14 protein-coding genes are annotated in these 16,396 nt (G+C 47.7%); all 14 read left to right on the top strand.

The genetic code is table 11. From position 1 onward, the window contains the following. Positions 1–10: 10 nt before the first annotated feature. The 14 genes from rsmH to ileS all read left to right on the top strand — a co-directional run bounded on the left by rsmH (position 11) and on the right by ileS (position 16,338). Positions 11–970, top strand: a complete 960-nt coding sequence (gene rsmH / locus KGF65_RS14460; RefSeq protein WP_050338389.1) for a 16S rRNA (cytosine(1402)-N(4))-methyltransferase RsmH — start codon at positions 11–13, stop codon at positions 968–970. A gap of 30 nt (positions 971–1,000) precedes the next feature. After that, positions 1,001–1,387 carry a cell division protein FtsL gene (gene ftsL / locus KGF65_RS14455; RefSeq protein ID WP_050338390.1) on the top strand — a complete coding sequence of 129 codons (387 nt, stop codon included), beginning with the start codon at positions 1,001–1,003 and terminating at the stop codon, positions 1,385–1,387. Then, a complete protein-coding gene (locus KGF65_RS14450) occupies positions 1,384–3,525 on the top strand; it encodes a penicillin-binding transpeptidase domain-containing protein (RefSeq protein ID WP_101873283.1) in 2,142 nt (713 codons plus the stop codon). The genes ftsL and KGF65_RS14450 overlap by 4 nt, the downstream gene beginning before the upstream one ends. A gap of 29 nt (positions 3,526–3,554) precedes the next feature. Further along, entirely contained in the window at positions 3,555–4,520 is a 966-nt protein-coding gene (mraY, locus tag KGF65_RS14445) for a phospho-N-acetylmuramoyl-pentapeptide-transferase (RefSeq protein ID WP_003639080.1), read from the top strand. Between the two features lie 311 nt (positions 4,521–4,831). After that, positions 4,832–6,211 carry a UDP-N-acetylmuramoyl-L-alanine--D-glutamate ligase gene (gene murD, locus KGF65_RS14440; RefSeq protein ID WP_056952347.1) on the top strand — a complete coding sequence of 460 codons (1,380 nt, stop codon included), beginning with the start codon at positions 4,832–4,834 and terminating at the stop codon, positions 6,209–6,211. After that, positions 6,211–7,308 carry an undecaprenyldiphospho-muramoylpentapeptide beta-N-acetylglucosaminyltransferase gene (gene murG / locus KGF65_RS14435; RefSeq protein ID WP_050338393.1) on the top strand — a complete coding sequence of 366 codons (1,098 nt, stop codon included), beginning with the start codon at positions 6,211–6,213 and terminating at the stop codon, positions 7,306–7,308. The genes murD and murG overlap by 1 nt, the downstream gene beginning before the upstream one ends. 24 nt (positions 7,309–7,332) lie before the next feature. Further along, positions 7,333–8,208 (top strand): cell division protein FtsQ/DivIB, encoded by an 876-nt coding sequence (locus KGF65_RS14430; protein ID WP_050338394.1) that lies wholly within the window; start codon positions 7,333–7,335, stop codon positions 8,206–8,208. 116 nt (positions 8,209–8,324) lie between these two features. Further along, positions 8,325–9,671 carry a cell division protein FtsA gene (gene ftsA, locus KGF65_RS14425; RefSeq protein ID WP_050338395.1) on the top strand — a complete coding sequence of 449 codons (1,347 nt, stop codon included), beginning with the start codon at positions 8,325–8,327 and terminating at the stop codon, positions 9,669–9,671. A gap of 30 nt (positions 9,672–9,701) precedes the next feature. Further along, positions 9,702–10,988 (top strand): cell division protein FtsZ, encoded by a 1,287-nt coding sequence (gene ftsZ, locus KGF65_RS14420; protein WP_101873286.1) that lies wholly within the window; start codon positions 9,702–9,704, stop codon positions 10,986–10,988. A gap of 23 nt (positions 10,989–11,011) precedes the next feature. Then, positions 11,012–11,434, top strand: a complete 423-nt coding sequence (locus KGF65_RS14415) for a cell division protein SepF (protein WP_050338396.1) — start codon at positions 11,012–11,014, stop codon at positions 11,432–11,434. Positions 11,435–11,448: 14 nt separating this feature from the next. Beyond that, complete coding sequence (locus KGF65_RS14410; protein ID WP_082230218.1) at positions 11,449–11,709, top strand: YggT family protein; 261 nt, start codon at positions 11,449–11,451, stop codon at positions 11,707–11,709. A gap of 23 nt (positions 11,710–11,732) precedes the next feature. After that, positions 11,733–12,518, top strand: coding sequence for an RNA-binding protein (locus KGF65_RS14405; RefSeq protein ID WP_101873287.1), 786 nt, complete (start codon positions 11,733–11,735; stop codon positions 12,516–12,518). Positions 12,519–12,535: 17 nt separating this feature from the next. Further along, positions 12,536–13,234 (top strand): DivIVA domain-containing protein, encoded by a 699-nt coding sequence (locus KGF65_RS14400; RefSeq protein WP_050338399.1) that lies wholly within the window; start codon positions 12,536–12,538, stop codon positions 13,232–13,234. A 305-nt stretch (positions 13,235–13,539) separates the two neighbouring features. Beyond that, positions 13,540–16,338 (top strand): isoleucine--tRNA ligase, encoded by a 2,799-nt coding sequence (gene ileS, locus KGF65_RS14395; RefSeq protein ID WP_050338400.1) that lies wholly within the window; start codon positions 13,540–13,542, stop codon positions 16,336–16,338. Positions 16,339–16,396: the final 58 nt, after the last annotated feature.

Genomic DNA, 16,396 nt, shown 5'->3' with positions numbered 1-16,396 from the left:
AGGCGTACGCGTGGCGACATTTGAACATACAACGGTACTTTTACACGAAGCAATTGCGGCACTGAACGTCCGACCAGATGGGATCTACGTCGACTGCACGTTAGGTGGGGGTGGCCATTCTCGAGAGATTTTGCAACAGCTCGGACCGGACGGACATCTCTACAGTTTTGACCAGGATCAGACGGCGATCGACTACAATCAGTCGAACTTAGCAGAGTATTTAGAACGTGGTCAGGTCACGTTTATCAAGAATAACTTCGCTAATTTAAAGTCGGCGCTTGCCGAACAAGGCGTGGACCACGTGGACGGCATTGTTTATGACTTAGGGGTCTCGTCACCACAATTTGATGACGCCTCCCGCGGGTTCTCTTACCGTTATGATGCACCCTTAGATATGCGGATGGATCAGAGCCAGGCATTGACGGCCAAAACGGTGGTCAACACCTGGCCATATGCCGACTTGGTGCGGATTTTCTACCGCTATGGTGAGGAGAAGTTCTCCAAGCAAGTCGCACGGATGATTGAGCGTGAACGCGCCGTGCAACCGATCGAGACGACTGGCCAGTTAGTTGAAATAATTAAAAATGCCATTCCAGCACGTGCGCGCCGAACCGGTGGACATCCGGCCAAACGAGTCTTTCAAGCGATTCGCATTGCGGTCAATAATGAACTTGGCGTCCTCGAGACCTCTTTGGAACAGGCGGTTGATTTGATTAACGTCCACGGACGGGTCAGCGTGATTACGTTCCAGTCGTTGGAGGATCGGTTAGTCAAGACGATTTTCAAAGAACACAGTGCGTTACCGGAACTACCACCTGGTTTGCCAGTGATTCCCGCTGAGATGCAACCAGATTACCAACTCGTCAGTCGCAAGCCGATTTTACCTAGTGCTGACGAGATTGCGGCCAATCGACGCGCGCACAGCGCCAAGCTACGTGCCATCGAACGGATTAAGATGACGAATAACTAATATTAAGGATTGATTAAAGGAGTGATTAACATGGCCCAAAATGGATTAGCGCGGGAGCTGCCGCAACAGACTCCTGGCGCAACCACCCCGGTACATAAGACGACAACTGTTGCAACCCCCAACCCGTCGATCAAGACGCAGCGCGTTGCATTCTCAATGTTCGAAAAAGTATTATGTGTTGGTTTGAGTTTGGTGGTGTTCAGTTTAGCCATTATGTTAGTGTCGACCAACATTACGGCGACTAACGCTGAAAGTGAATTACAGACGGTGCAGGAGAAAGTGTCGAAGGTGCAGGCGAAGAATACGTCGGCCGCCCAAGAAATCAGTGAACTTTCCAGTCGAAGCCGTTTAAATAAAATTGCTAAGCAGTACGGGTTATCGCTCAACAACGGTAGCATAAGGAATGTTTACAAATGAATAAGAACAAACAACGAATGACTTCGAAACGGACACCAAAACAAAATCGTAGAATCTTTGGCCAATGGCTATTTTTCGGTGCGATTGCCGTCTTTGGCGTTTTGGTCATTCGTTTTTCATATATTGCGATCGTGCGCCACGTGAACGGTGTTAATTTGGTTGAGGCAACCAAGAAGTTATATACCGAGGATCAAACCATCACGGCCAAACGCGGCACGATTTATACGGCGAACGGTGATCCAATCGCTGAGGATACGAGTACCTATACGATTTATGCGATCATGGCCAAAAACCAACGGAGTGCGAGTGGTAAGGCATTGTACGTCAAAAACAACGTCAAGGCTGCCAAGGTACTTTCCAAATATTTACCAATTAGTTACAAAAAGGCACTCGCAACGCTACAAAAGGGTGCCGGTAAGTTCCAAATCGAGTTTGGGACTGCGGGTAAAAACATCTCGTTAACGACCAAGGAGAAGATTGACGCGCAGAACGTCCCCGGATTGCACTTTATTGAATCAGAAGCACGGCTCTATCCAAACGGCACCTTTGCCTCGCAACTGATTGGCTTGACCACGTCGAAGTCACAAAAAGGGACGGATAAGACCCGCTTGACGGGTTCGATGGGGATTGAGTTAGCGTTCAATAAGCAGTTATCCGGCACGGACGGCCGTAAGACGGTCACCAAGAGTGGCTATCAAGGCACGACCGAGACGGGTAAAAAGGCGAAGGATGGCGATAACGTCTATACGACGATCGATTCCAAGCTGCAAACATTGCTCGAGACCAAGGTTTCAGAGATTAATTCCAAGGTATCGCCAAAGTCAATGACCGCAACGCTGATGAATGCCAAAACGGGGGCGATTCTTGCCACGACCCAACGGCCAACTTTCAATGCGCAAACTAAGTCCGGCTTATCTAAAATGTGGCGAAACTTGCTCGTTGAAGATACTTACGAACCAGGGTCCACGATGAAGGTCTTCACCATGGCGGCGGCCATTGATAGTGGCAAGTATAACGCCAACGTGACGGTGCCAACGGGTGAATATAAGATTGGCAAGAGCACGGTGCCGGACTGGAACACCAATGGTTGGGGGAACATCACCTATGCTAAGGGATTTGCCCTTTCCAGTAACACCGCGATGGCCCAACTCGAACAGACGATGGGTGCCAAGACTTGGCTGAAATACATCAAGCGTTTTGGTTTGCGTGAGAGTACGAATAGTGGCCTCGCTAACGAACAGAGTGGGTCGATTCAGTTCACGTATCCAATCGAACAAGCAGATACAGCGTTTGGACAAGGGATTCAGGTCACGGCGATGCAAATGCTACGTGGATTCACAGCCATCGCTAATCATGGTAAGATGTTACAGCCATACTTTATTTCAAAGATCACTAATCCGAATACTGGCAAAACAGTTTATAAGGGCAAAAAGAAGGTCGTCAGCCAACCAATCAGTTCGAAGACGGCCAGCAAGGTCCTTGACCATATGCAAGACGTGGTCTACAAGTCATATGGGACCGGGACGGCCTACAAAATCAAGGGTTATCGAATCGCTGCTAAGACTGGTACGGCCCAAGTCAGCAACGGGAGTACCTACGAGCAAGGTGATAATACTTACTTGTATTCCGTTGTTGGGATGGCGCCGGCAAAGAATCCGAAGTACATTATGTACATTACGATGAAGCAGCCGACACTTAACGGTAGTTCCGCAGAAGAAGACATGGCTGAGATTTTTGACACGGTCATGAAACGTGCGTTGGAAGAACAAAAAGCCAGCGAAACCACGGCCACAACGGTCAAGATGAAAGATTTGACCAGTCAGTCGACTAGTGCAGCCGAAAAAGCTGCCAAGAAACAGGGCTTAGACGTGGTGGTCGTCGGTAAAGGGAGCCGTGTGGTCAAGCAGTCGATTTCATCAGGCACGGTCGTCTCAAGTGGTCAACGGGTCATCTTAGTGACGAACGGTCAGATGTATATGCCGAACTTATCTGGTTGGTCTGCCAGTGAAGTGGCTGATTTTGCAACCTTAACGGGTATCAAACTCACGACAAGTGGGACCGGTTATGTCAAGACGCAGAGTGTGACGGCCGGCAACCCGATTGAAGCCAAACAAGCGATTAGTGTGACATTGAAGTAGGTAATCAAGTCTTAGAATGGAGAATTGTTGTGAGTTTATTAGTGTGGGGTGCAACCCTAGTCAGCGGTTTTATAATTGTATTCGCGTTGATGCCGTCATTGATTCGGTATTTCCGCGCTCGTAAAGAGGGCCAGATGATTCGCGAAGAAGGGCCGAAGTGGCATGAGAAAAAATCAGGAACACCAACAATGGGTGGCTTGCTATTCATCGTGGCGATTCTGATCACCACCTTCTGGGTCGGGTTATGGCAACACCAGCTGCAACCGACGACTTGGATTCTGTTATTCATTCTCGTGCTCTACGGGGCCTTAGGGTTCTGGGATGACAGTATCAAGTTATGGCGGAAACAAAATGAAGGCTTGAAAGCTTGGCAAAAGTTATTAGGCCAAATTGTCGGTGCTGTCATTTTGACGGTCGTTTATCAACACGAACACTTGCCAATGGCCCTACGTATTCCGGGTCTTGGTGACTGGTCACTGGGCATCTGGTACATGATTTTTGTCATCATCTGGTTAGTCGGTTTCTCCAACGCCGTCAATCTGACCGATGGCTTGGATGGATTAGTTGCTGGTCAGGCGACGATTGCCTTTGGGGCGTATGCCATCATTGCGCATGCCCAACACCAGTACAACGTGATGCTCTTCTGTTTAGCCGTTGTCGGTTCGTTACTGGGCTTCTTCGTTTATAATCACAAACCAGCCAAAATTTTCATGGGTGACATGGGGTCCTTGGCCCTCGGTGGTGCATTAGCCGCGGTTTCAATTCTGTTGCACCATGAATTATCCTTGTTACTGATTGGGATTATCTTCGTGATTGAGACAGCTTCAGTTATCTTACAAGTCGCTTCGTTCAAGTTGACTGGTAAGCGGATCTTCTTAATGAGTCCGATTCACCACCACTTCGAAATGAAGGGCTGGAGCGAATGGAAGATTGACATTGTCTTTTGGTCAGTCGGTTTAGTTGCAGCGATTATTAGTGTTGCAAGCATCGTTTAATTTAAAGTCATTTAATGGGTTGATTAGGAAATAACTCCTAGTCAACCGTACATAATTGTATTTTGCGGGCCAATTTTACCCAGTTTATCCAGTGGTCGTCAGCACATATCTTCGTTAAAGTGAATACAGCTAGTTCCCGTTGAATCGTCATCTGCATCAAGTGATGGCGCAAAGTTGGCCGCAAATTATGTGACGGGACTAGTGGCTGACAGTCTGTTGGGCAAACAACTACTGACCAACGCTTGGTCGAGTGGTAACATAAATAAGTTGATTAAGTAGTATCTATAAACAATACAGGGAGATCTTGGTTTATGAAGTCGGTTGAGCAGTATCGTAACCAAAAAGTTTTGGTTCTAGGGTTAGCAAAGAGTGGGGTGAACGCCGCACGATTGCTTCACAAATTAGGCGCGTTTGTGACCGTTAACGATAAAAAGGAATTTGATGATAATCCGGACGCCCAGGAACTATTGAGCGACGGTATCAAAGTGATTACGGGAGGCCATCCACTGTCATTACTGGATGAGGATTTTAAGGTCGTTGTCAAAAATCCAGGTATTCCGTATTCTAACCCAATCGTCAGTGGTGCTTTGGCCAAGGGGATTCCGGTCATTACTGAGGTGGAACTTGCTTCCCAAATTTTGGAAGGTGAATTGATCGGTGTGACCGGAACCAATGGTAAGACGACCACCACAACCATGATCACCATGATGTTAAACCAGCGCGCGGATGCTGGTAAGGCCTACGTGGCAGGTAATATTGGGGTGCCAGCTTCGGCAATCGCCCAAAAAGCGACTGCGGCTGACACAATGGTCACGGAGCTTTCGAGTTTTATGCTCTGTGGGATTCGGACCTTACACCCACATATTGCGGTCATCACGAATATTTATTCGACCCATTTGGATTATCACGGTTCACGTGAGAACTACGTTAAGGCCAAAATGCGGATTACGATGAACCAAACGCCAGATGACTATTTCGTCATCAACTGGGATAGTGAAGAATGGCGTGAACTCAGCAAGCAGTCAGCTGCACAGGTGGTCCCATTCTCACGGCAAGCGAACACGAAAGCTGGTGCCTACGAAGAAAATGGTAAGCTGTATTTTAAGGATGAGTATATCATGGATGCAGCCGATATTCGGATTCCGGGCGACCACAACGTTGAGAACGCATTGGCTGCAATTACGGTTGCCAAGCTCCAAGCGGTGCCAACGGCCGGTATCGTGCAAGTATTGAAGACTTTCTCAGGTGTTCGGCATCGGACCCAATACGTGGAAACGTATCAAAATCGGCAATTCTACAATGATTCCAAAGCAACTAACTTAGTTTCGACTGAAATGGCCCTCAAAGGGTTTGACCAACCAGTGATTCTACTGGCCGGTGGGTTGGACCGGGGCAATACGTTTGAAAAACTAGCACCAGCTTTGAAAGAACACGTTAAGACGTTAATCGTCTTTGGTGAAACGGCTCAAAAAGTGGCGGACGCTGGTAAATTAGCCGGTATCGACGACATTGTCTTTACCGATAATTGTGAAACTGCCGTACCGATTGCTTGGGAACACAGTCAAGCCAACGACATTATCATGCTCTCACCAGCTTGTGCGAGCTGGGATCAGTATCCTAACTTTGAAGTTCGCGGTGACCGTTTTATCAAGGCCATCGAACAATTAACCGGAAAGGCGGAAGAAAACTAATGCGACTAATGATTTCTGGCGGTGGAACTGGTGGTCACATCTACCCCGCCTTGGCGCTGATCGACGCGCTTAAAGCACACGATCCAGAAGCTCAAGTACAGTTCGTTGGAACTCATCGCGGACTGGAAAGCCGAATCGTGCCCGAACGCGGGATTGATTTTAAAACGATCAAGATTCAAGGCTTCAAACGGTCGTTATCCTTACAAAATGTGAAGACGGTCTACCTGTTCTTAAAGAGTGTGGTCACGGCTCGCAAATATATCAAGGCGTTTAAACCGGATGTCGTGGTTGGTACTGGGGGTTATGTCAGTGGGGCTGTCGTATTTGCGGCCAGCCAAATGCATATTCCAACGGTCATTCACGAACAAAACTCCGTGGTCGGGGTGACGAATAAGTTTTTGAGTCGCTTCGTCGACAAAATTGCGATTTCGTTTGAGAGTGCCCGGTCACAATTTCCAGAGCAAAAAGTGGTCATGACGGGTAACCCCCGCGCCCAACAAGTCGCGAATATCAAGAAGACTGGTGCGTTGGCCCAGTTTGAGTTAGATCCTGAAATTCCGACGGCTTTGATTTTTGGAGGTAGTCGGGGGGCCGCACGGATCAATGCTGCGGCCGTTGAAGCCCTACCTGAGCTGGACAAGCGCGATTATCAGACGCTCTTCGTAACGGGTCAGGTTCATTATGACAAGATTAAGGATGGCTTGTCCGCGACAGCCTTGGCACCGAATGTTAAAATCGTACCGTATATCAAAAATATGCCTGCGATTTTGCCTGAGGTAGCCGTGATTCTTGGCCGGGCCGGCGCAACCAGTATTGCGGAAATTACGGCGTTGGGCATTCCATCGATTTTGGTGCCAAGCCCATACGTGACGAACGACCATCAAACTAAGAATGCTCAGAGCCTTGTTAATGCGGGTGCTGCTGAACTGATTAAAGAATCGGACTTGACCGGGGCAACACTGGTCGCAGCTTTGGATCGATTATTGCAGAGCAGCACGCACCGTGAAGCCATGGCAGCAAATGCCAAGAAGCTTGGGATGCCAGATGCAGCGGACCAATTATTACATGTTTTAGAATCAGTCGTTAAGTCGCACTGAGATTAGAGTGAAAGGGTGGGTGTGATGGCCATTTTCCGTAAAAAGCCGAAAGAACGCGAGCACCCGGAGCAGCTCACCCCATGGGAACGGTTTCAGCGTGAAGCGGCCGAGAACCAACGTGCCGAACAGAAGCGCCATCATCGGTGGTCGGGTAAACGACTCCGAATCGGTGATAAGTTGCCCAAGCTGAAAACGCAGCGGCGGCGGCTACTGTTCAAGCGGGTCGCGATTCTGATGAGTATCTTTTTAGTTGGTGCGGCGGTTGCCGGCTACTTTATCTCACCACTAAGCCATGTTCAAGCGGTCACAGTTCGTGGGACCAACCAGCTAACGACAGCTCAGGTCAAAACGGCCACTAAGATCGATACTGGCGTCGCACTTTGGTCCGTGATTGGTCATGATCAACAGACGACCAAACGCGCCCGCCACGCGCAACCTCAGATTGGCAAGGTAACCACGCAGTTAGTTGGTTATAATCGGGTACGAGTGACGGTCAAAGAGATTCGCATCGCTGGTTATCTATCAACCGGTCAACACTACCGGCGCATCTTGGAGAACGGGTTGATTTTAAAGGGCACTTATTCGCAGCCCGGTGGTGGTTCGCCGATCTATGCCAATTTCAAGAGTGGTCAGCGGCTTGAGAAAATGATTGCCCAATACGCGAAGTTATCATCCGCGGTCAAACATAATATCTCTGAAATCAAGTTTGCACCGAACAAATCGAATCCGGAACGGGTCCACTTGTATATGAATGATGGCAATGAAGTGTATGCGACCATCAGTACTTTTGCTAGCAAGATGGCCTATTATCCGGGGATTTCAGCCAAGATGAAGTCCAAGGGTGTCATCAATCTTGAGGTGGGAGCTTACTCCTATCCGTTCAAGAATCAGAATAATTGATAGAATGCTAAGTGTGACCTTTTTAAAAGCGCTTAGGATATGGTAAACTAGGGATTAACTGGATATGTCAGCGAATCCTTGAATATTTATGTAAATTACTAGGAGGTTCCTCTATTATGGATAATTCAGGAATTTATGTCGGACTTGATATAGGGACCACCTCAATAAAAGTCATTGTTGCTGAACGTGTTAAAGGGCAAATGAACGTTATTGGTGTGGGAAGCGCACGTTCTAATGGTTTAAGTCGTGGGGTCATTGTCGATATTGACAAGGCGGCCGAAACGATTCGATCAGCAGTACGCCAAGCTGAAGAAAAAGCAAGTATCGAAATAAAAAAGGTGATTGCGGGAGTTCCCGCTAACCTGGTCAAAATTGAACGTTGCCGTGGCATGATTGCTGTCGCGGATGAATCCAAAGAAATTAATAATGAAGATGTCCAAAACGTTGCGGCGGCCGCATTAGTTCAAAGCTTGCCACCAGAACGGGAAGTCTTAGATGTCATTCCAGAAGAATTCGTCGTTGATGGCTTTGATGGCATCAAGGATCCACGCGGAATGGTCGGTGTCCGGCTTGAAATGCACGGGACACTGTTTACTGGTCCGAAAACGATCATTCACAACACCCGTAAGGCACTCGAAAAGGCCGGCCTTCAGATTGAACAAATCGTGATTGCCCCCTTAGCGTTGAGCTCACTCGTGTTGAATGATGGTGAACAGGATTTTGGTTCAATCATCGTTGATATGGGTGGTGGTCAAACGACCGCTGCGGTCATCCATGATCACCAACTCAAATATACTTATGTTGATCAAGAAGGCGGCCAGTATATTACGAAGGATATCTCAGTCGTTTTGAATACGTCGATTGAAAATGCCGAAAAACTCAAACGAGACTATGGCTATGCCGATGCTCAGCAGGCCTCGGATGATGAGCTATTTCCAGTCGATGTTGTTGGGCAGAGTACCCCCGAACAAATCAGTGAGCAATACTTAGCAGAAATCATCGAAGCGCGGCTTGATCAGATTTTTGACAAGGTCAAACAACATCTGGATGAGATTCGGGCTCTGGAATTGCCAGGTGGCATCGTGTTAACAGGTGGTGTTGCCGCGATCCCTGGCATTACGGACCTTGCTTCACAGCGTTTTGGCACGCGGGTCCGGGTCTTCACACCTAACCAAATGGGCTTAAGGCATCCGTCATTTGATGAAGCGTTAGCTGTTATCAAATACCAAGCGGCTTTAAGTGATGTCACGTTGCTCGTGAAGAGTGCCTTGACGGGAGATACTCGTGCGAGTGTTGCTCGAGAATTCTCAGAAGTAACACCAGCACCAGAACCAACCGCGCCACAACCGAAACAAACAACTAAAAAACAGCCAGTTAAACAGGAGCAACCGAAACAGGCTGATCCAAATCATAAGGGGACCGTTGAACGGGTCAAGGGCTTCTTCAACCACTTCTTTGATTAATAATCGGATAGAAATGACGGAGGAAAAAACATGGAATTTTCTTTAGATTCAACCCAGAACTCAGGGGCTAATATTAAAGTCATTGGTGTCGGTGGCGGTGGTGGAAACGCCGTTAACCGGATGATTGCAGAAGACGTCAAGGGCGTCGAATTTATCGTTGCAAACACCGATGTACAAGCATTACAAACATCCAATGCTGAGACTAAGATTCAGCTTGGACCGAAATTAACACGAGGACTTGGCGCTGGTTCCAATCCTGATGTTGGTTCCAAAGCAGCACAAGAAAGTGAAGAAGCCTTGACGGAAGCCTTACAGGGCGCTGACATGGTCTTCGTCACTGCCGGAATGGGCGGTGGTACTGGTAACGGTGCTGCACCCGTAGTGGCTAAAATCGCTAAGGATTCAGGCGCTTTAACAGTTGGTGTGGTTACACGTCCATTTACGTTTGAAGGCCCGAAGCGGGCACGCAATGCGGCGGAAGGGATTGCCCAAATGAAGGACAACGTCGATACGTTGATCGTCATTGCCAATAACCGCTTGCTTGAAATCGTTGATAAGAAGACCCCAATGATGGAAGCCTTCCAAGAAGCCGATAACGTCTTACGTCAAGGGGTTCAAGGGATCTCTGATTTGATTACTTCACCAGGCTACGTCAACTTGGACTTTGCGGATGTCAAGACGGTCATGCAAAACCAAGGTTCCGCATTGATGGGAATCGGTTCTGCCACTGGCGAAAATCGGACTGCCGATGCGACGAAACAAGCCATTTCATCACCATTATTGGAAGTTTCAATCGATGGTGCCGAACAAGTCTTATTGAACATCACGGGTGGTCCCGACATGTCCTTATATGAAGCACAAGCTGCTTCAGACATCGTGAGCCAAGCTGCAACGACCGAAGTTAATATTATCTTTGGGACGTCGATTGATGAAAGCTTAGGCGATGAAGTTCGGGTGACGGTCATTGCGACTGGTATCGACCAGAAGCAACGGGAACTCAAATTGGGTAACCAATCAACTCGGACTGCTGCTAGCCAACAACGTGGTGGGATGTTTAGCAACAACTCAACAGACCAACCCGCAACTAGCGAAGCGGCTCAACCAAGTGAATCTCAAGCTGACGATCCATTCGGTAACTGGGATATCCGGCGCGAACCAAACAATTCACGGCCAGTCAACAATGGTCAAGAATTTAACAACGTTGAAAAGACAGATTTTGATGTTTTTAATGATAATTCACAAGCTGACGACAGCAAGGATGACAACGGTGGTGATTCACTAGATACGCCACCATTCTTCAAGCGTCGGCGTAAGTAAGACAGTGAAGGGAGCGCAAGCATATGGCCGGATTCATTAGTAACTTTTTTGGTGTTGGAGATTCTGATGATCAGTATGAGGAACCGACCCAAGCTTCACAAGCGGCGGCCCCCACTGAACCAGCGACCAACACGCGTTCGACACCGAAAGTTGTTCCCATGCAAGGTGGTAAATCAGTGAATAGTAAAATCGCCTTATTCGAACCGAAAATTTATTCGGATGTTAAGGAAATTGCGACCCAATTGCTTAAAAATCAAGCCGTGATCGTGAATTTTGACCACGTGGATGATGAGATGGCACGCCGGATCGTTGATTTTCTGACTGGGACGGTCTTTGCCATCAATGGCGAGATCGAACGCATCGGCGACGAGATTTTCCTTTGCATTCCAGAAAACTACGAAGTGTCAGGAAGCACAACTAGTCAGTTTGATTCCAGCAAATTATAAGGAGTGAGTGGCCTCTGTTAGTGACGATTATTAGTCGGTTATTTCAACTGTACCAATTAGCCATTGTGGTTTACATTCTGATGTCTTGGTTCCCAGGTGCCTATAATACGCGCATCGGGCAATTTTTAGGACAGATCTGTGAACCATTTCTCAGTATTTTTCGGCGCTTCATTCCCGCAATTGCCGGGTTGGATTTTTCACCAATCATTGCGCTGTTAGTGCTCCAATTTGCTGAAAGTGGCTTGTTTTACCTATTAAGCTTTTTGACGTATTAAATTAAGATAACGAGGATAGTATCGTGAATGATAATCTAAAACAACATTTTCGCGATAGTGAAGCCCCATTTATTGAACAGGTCACGGGGTGGCTCCGCCAAGTTGCGGACCAGTACCGACCAATCTTAACGGCGTTTTTGAACCCACGTCAAGTGTACATTGCCCAGACACTGGCTAACCAGCTGGATGATGTACGGATGCGCGCGTATGGCGGTTTTGAGGGTGCAGAATTGCAGCGGATCTTATTTTATCCGCCATATTACGAACCCGAGACCGCAGATTTTCAAATCACATTATTCAACATTGTCTACCCAGTCAAGTTTGCGACGCTCAAACATGGTCAAATACTGGGAACGTTGGCAAATGCCGGCGTAGAGCGGGATGTCTTTGGTGATATTATCACTGATGGTGAGCACTGGCAGTTTGTGTGTGAGTCTGAGATGGCGGATTACTTTAATGATCAGATTGATCGGTTTGGTAAGACGAAAGTGCATCTAACGGCGGTTGCAGGATCCGAAGTAATTGCTCGTGAAGATGACTGGGAACCTGTCACAACGACGGTCAGCTCACTACGCGCGGATAGTATCATCAAAGCCGCATTCAACTTGTCGCGGCATCACGCTAAGGAATTGATCGAGGGTGGCAAGGTCCGCTTGAACTGGGCAGAGTTGCCTAAAGCCGATTATGAACTGGCGCTACTCGATATGCTTAGTGTGAACCACTATGGCCGCGTGCGACTCGCCGAAATCAGTGGTGAGACCAAGAAGGCGCGACTGCGAATAACGTTAAATATTATTCATAGTAAATAAATATTGGAGGAATTCTAATGGTGTTAAGTCCGGATGACATTCATAACAAAGAGTTTTCAACGAAACTACGTGGTTACAATATTGATGAGGTCAATGATTTTCTGGAACAGATTATCAAAGACTATCAAATTACCTTAAAACAAAATAAGGACCTCCAAGAACGTTTAGACGCGAGTGAAGGCAAGTTGAAGTATTTCAACGAATTAAAAGATTCTTTGAACCAGTCGATTTTAGTGGCCCAAGAAGCTGCTGACAAGGTTAAGACCAACTCGAAGAAGGAAGCCGACATCATTACCCGGGAAGCCCAAAAGCAAGCTTCTGACATTGTCAGTGAAGCCACTGACAAGTCGAACCAAATGATTGACGACGCTTCACAAAAGGCCAAGCGCTTATCTGTTGAAACGGACGATTTGAAGAAACAAACACGGGTCTTCCGTCAACGCCTCCAAGTGATGTTAGAATCACAATTGGAAGTGGTTAAGAGCAAGGATTGGGACCAACTACTTAGCGAGACCAATACCGCAGACTATACTGAAATTCAACACGTTTTGAAGGAAGATAGTCTTGACAACTCGGGGGATGCGAGCGTAAACTCAGAAGCAACCGTTGAAATTACGGAAGCAACGAGTGGCGAAACCCCAGTTGCCGATGGTGGGGATCAAGCCCCACAACAAACGGTGGTTATTTTTCCTGACGATGATAACGCGGCTAACTAAGCGCTGATCATTGCAGACAATTAAAGCACATGAATGTGTCGAGGAGAACAGTCAACACTGATGAATACGCCCAGAGAGCTGCCGATAATGGAAAGGCGGTCGTCCCTTCACAGTTGTCCATCATCTCCGAACGTTACCCTGAAGCGAGTAAGGGTGACCGTCTCATGAACGTTATCCATGCTAAGAGAGAATCTAAACAATTCTAAAATTGGGTGGTACCACGATAACTTCGTCCCTGGCTGGGCGGAGTTTTTTTGTGTCTCCAAACCAATGATTGTTTGATAAAAAATTTAAGGAGTGAGAGTATGCGCGTTAAAGAAACATTAAACCTCGGTAAGACCAAGTTTAAAATGCGTGGGAACTTACCGGTCAAGGAAGTTGAACGGCAAAACCTCTGGGCTGAAAACAAAGTCTATGAACAACGGCAAAAATTGAATGAAGGTAAGCCAAGCTTTATCTTACATGATGGCCCGCCATACGCAAACGGCGATATCCACATGGGGCACGCCTTAAATAAGATTACGAAGGATTTCATTGTTCGTTATAAATCGATGAATGGTTTCCGGGCACCGTACGTTCCTGGTTGGGATACCCACGGCCTACCAATCGAACAAAAGTTGAAACAAGCTGGCTACGACCGCAAGAAGATGTCGGATAATGAATTCCGTGAACTTTGTCGCAAGTATGCCTTAGAACAAGTTGACCACCAACGCGAAGAATTCAAACGGTTAGGGGTCAGCGGCGAATGGGACAACCCATACTTAACGTTGAAGCCTGAATTTGAAGCCGCACAAGTGCGGGTCTTCGGGGCCTTCGCTAAGCGCCACCTGATTTATCGGGGCAAAAAGCCAGTCTTCTGGTCATGGTCCTCTGAATCAGCCTTGGCAGAAGCCGAAGTTGAATATCATGACGTAACGTCACCATCTGCCTTCTACGGTGAACGGGTCATCGACGGCAAGGGTGTCTTAGATGACGATACTTACCTCGTGGTTTGGACGACGACGCCATGGACGATTCCAGCCTCTGAAGGGATCACCGTTGACGCTAGTTTTGATTACGTGGTCGTTCAACCAGCTGGTGAAAGCCGGAAGTTCGTGTTGGCAGCCGAATTATTGGATGAAAATGCAGAACGGTTTGGCTGGGAAGATGTTCAAGTGCTCAAGACGGTCAAGGGTGCTGAACTCGAAAACGTCTTGTGTGAACATCCATTTGACCATAGCCGCAACTTATTGACGATGCTTGGTGATTTCGTTACCTTGGATTCTGGTACTGGTCTTGTGCATACCGCACCTGGCTATGGGGAAGATGACTACCGGATCGGTCAAAAATACGGTTTGCCAATCTTTGCCCCAGTCGACAACAAAGGGGTACTGACTGAAGAGGCTGGTGCTGACTTTGCGGGTGTCTTCTATGACGATGCCAACGAAATTGCGCTAGGCAAATTGAAGGACGCCGGCTTGTTGCTCAAGTACATGCCATACGAACATAGTTATCCTTTCGACTGGCGGACTAAGAAGCCAATAATCTTCCGCGCAACGCCACAATGGTTTGCTTCGGTCGGTGACATGCGTGACGAAATTCTGAAGTCGATGGACGATGTTCAATTCTTCCCAGAATGGGGTAAGAAGCGGCTATACAACATGATTCGTGACCGTGGTGACTGGGTCATCTCACGGCAACGGGTCTGGGGTGTGCCACTCCCAATCTTCTATGCCGAAGATGGGACGGCCATCATGGACGAAGAAACCATCAATCACGTGGCTGATTTATTCGGCAAGTACGGGTCGAACATTTGGTTTGAACGTGAAGCCAAGGACTTATTACCAGAAGGCTACACGAATGAACATTCACCAAAGGGGACCTTTACGAAGGAAACTGATATTATGGATGTTTGGTTCGACTCCGGTTCGTCACACCAAGGTGTCTTAGCGGAACGGCCATACCTCAAATATCCTGCTGACCTGTATTTGGAAGGCTCCGACCAATATCGTGGTTGGTTCAACTCAAGTTTGATCACTAGTGTGGCGGTTTCTGGTCATGCACCTTACAAGCAAGTCTTATCACAAGGTTTTACCTTGGATGACAAGGGTCGCAAGATGAGTAAGTCACTGGGGAATACGATTGCCCCTGCAGATGTCATCAAGCAAATGGGTGCTGAAATCGTTCGGATGTGGGTCGCTTCCGTTGATACCAGTTCAGACGTGCGGGTCTCAATGGAAAGCTTCAAACAAGTCGCGGATGCTTACAAGAAGTTCCGGAATACGGTGCGCTTCATGTTAGGCAACACGACTGACTTCGATCCGAAGAAGGACCGGGTCGCATTTGAAGACTTAGCTAGTGTTGACCAATACATGGCTGTCCGGTTGAATGACTTTGTCGCTGAAATCAAAGATCATTACGATCACTATGACTTCCTCGATATTTACAAGAAGTTGATCAACTTCTTAACGGTTGATTTATCCAACTTCTACCTGGATATTGCGAAGGATATTATGTATATTGATGCGGAAGACAGTCATTCACGGCGTTCGATGCAGACGGTCTTCTACGACGTGCTGGTTGCTTTGACGAAGCTCTTTACGCCAATGTTGCCACATACGACCGAAGAAATTTGGCCATTCTTGAAGGAACCAGAAGAATTTGCGCAATTGACCGACATGCCAACGGTTCAAAACTATGCCAATAGTGCCGAATTAACGGCTCAGTGGTCACGGTTCATGGATCTTCGGAGTGACGTTTTGAAGGCCCTCGAAGAAGCTCGCGATGCCAAGCTGATTGGGAAATCCCTAGAAGCGCACTTAGACTTGTACGTGGATGCGGATACCCAAGACTTCTTGGACGGTTTGAACACCAATGTCCGGCAAATGTTGATGGTTTCAGCGCTTGATATGCACGCATTAAGCGATGCACCCGCTGATGCCGAAGCCTTTGGCGATACGGTTGCCATCAAAGTTAGCCATGCTGACGGCGAGGTTTGTGCCCGTTGCCGGATGGTCAAGACGGATGTCGGCAGTGACGATGCTTACCCAACGCTCTGTGCGCGGTGTGCCGCCATCGTTCGTGAGAATTACCCTGAATCAGTCGCAACTGGTTTGGAAGCTTAATCTAAATATTTTTTGATGTAAAAATTGCCTCTGAGTGGTCGTGTTGGACTGCTTGGGG

This window comes from Lactiplantibacillus sp. 30.2.29, from assembly GCF_018991255.1.
In the GTDB taxonomy this organism is placed as follows: domain Bacteria; phylum Bacillota; class Bacilli; order Lactobacillales; family Lactobacillaceae; genus Lactiplantibacillus; species Lactiplantibacillus pentosus.
Note: the sequence above shows the minus strand (reverse complement) of the source record. Positions and strands in the feature narration are given on the sequence as shown.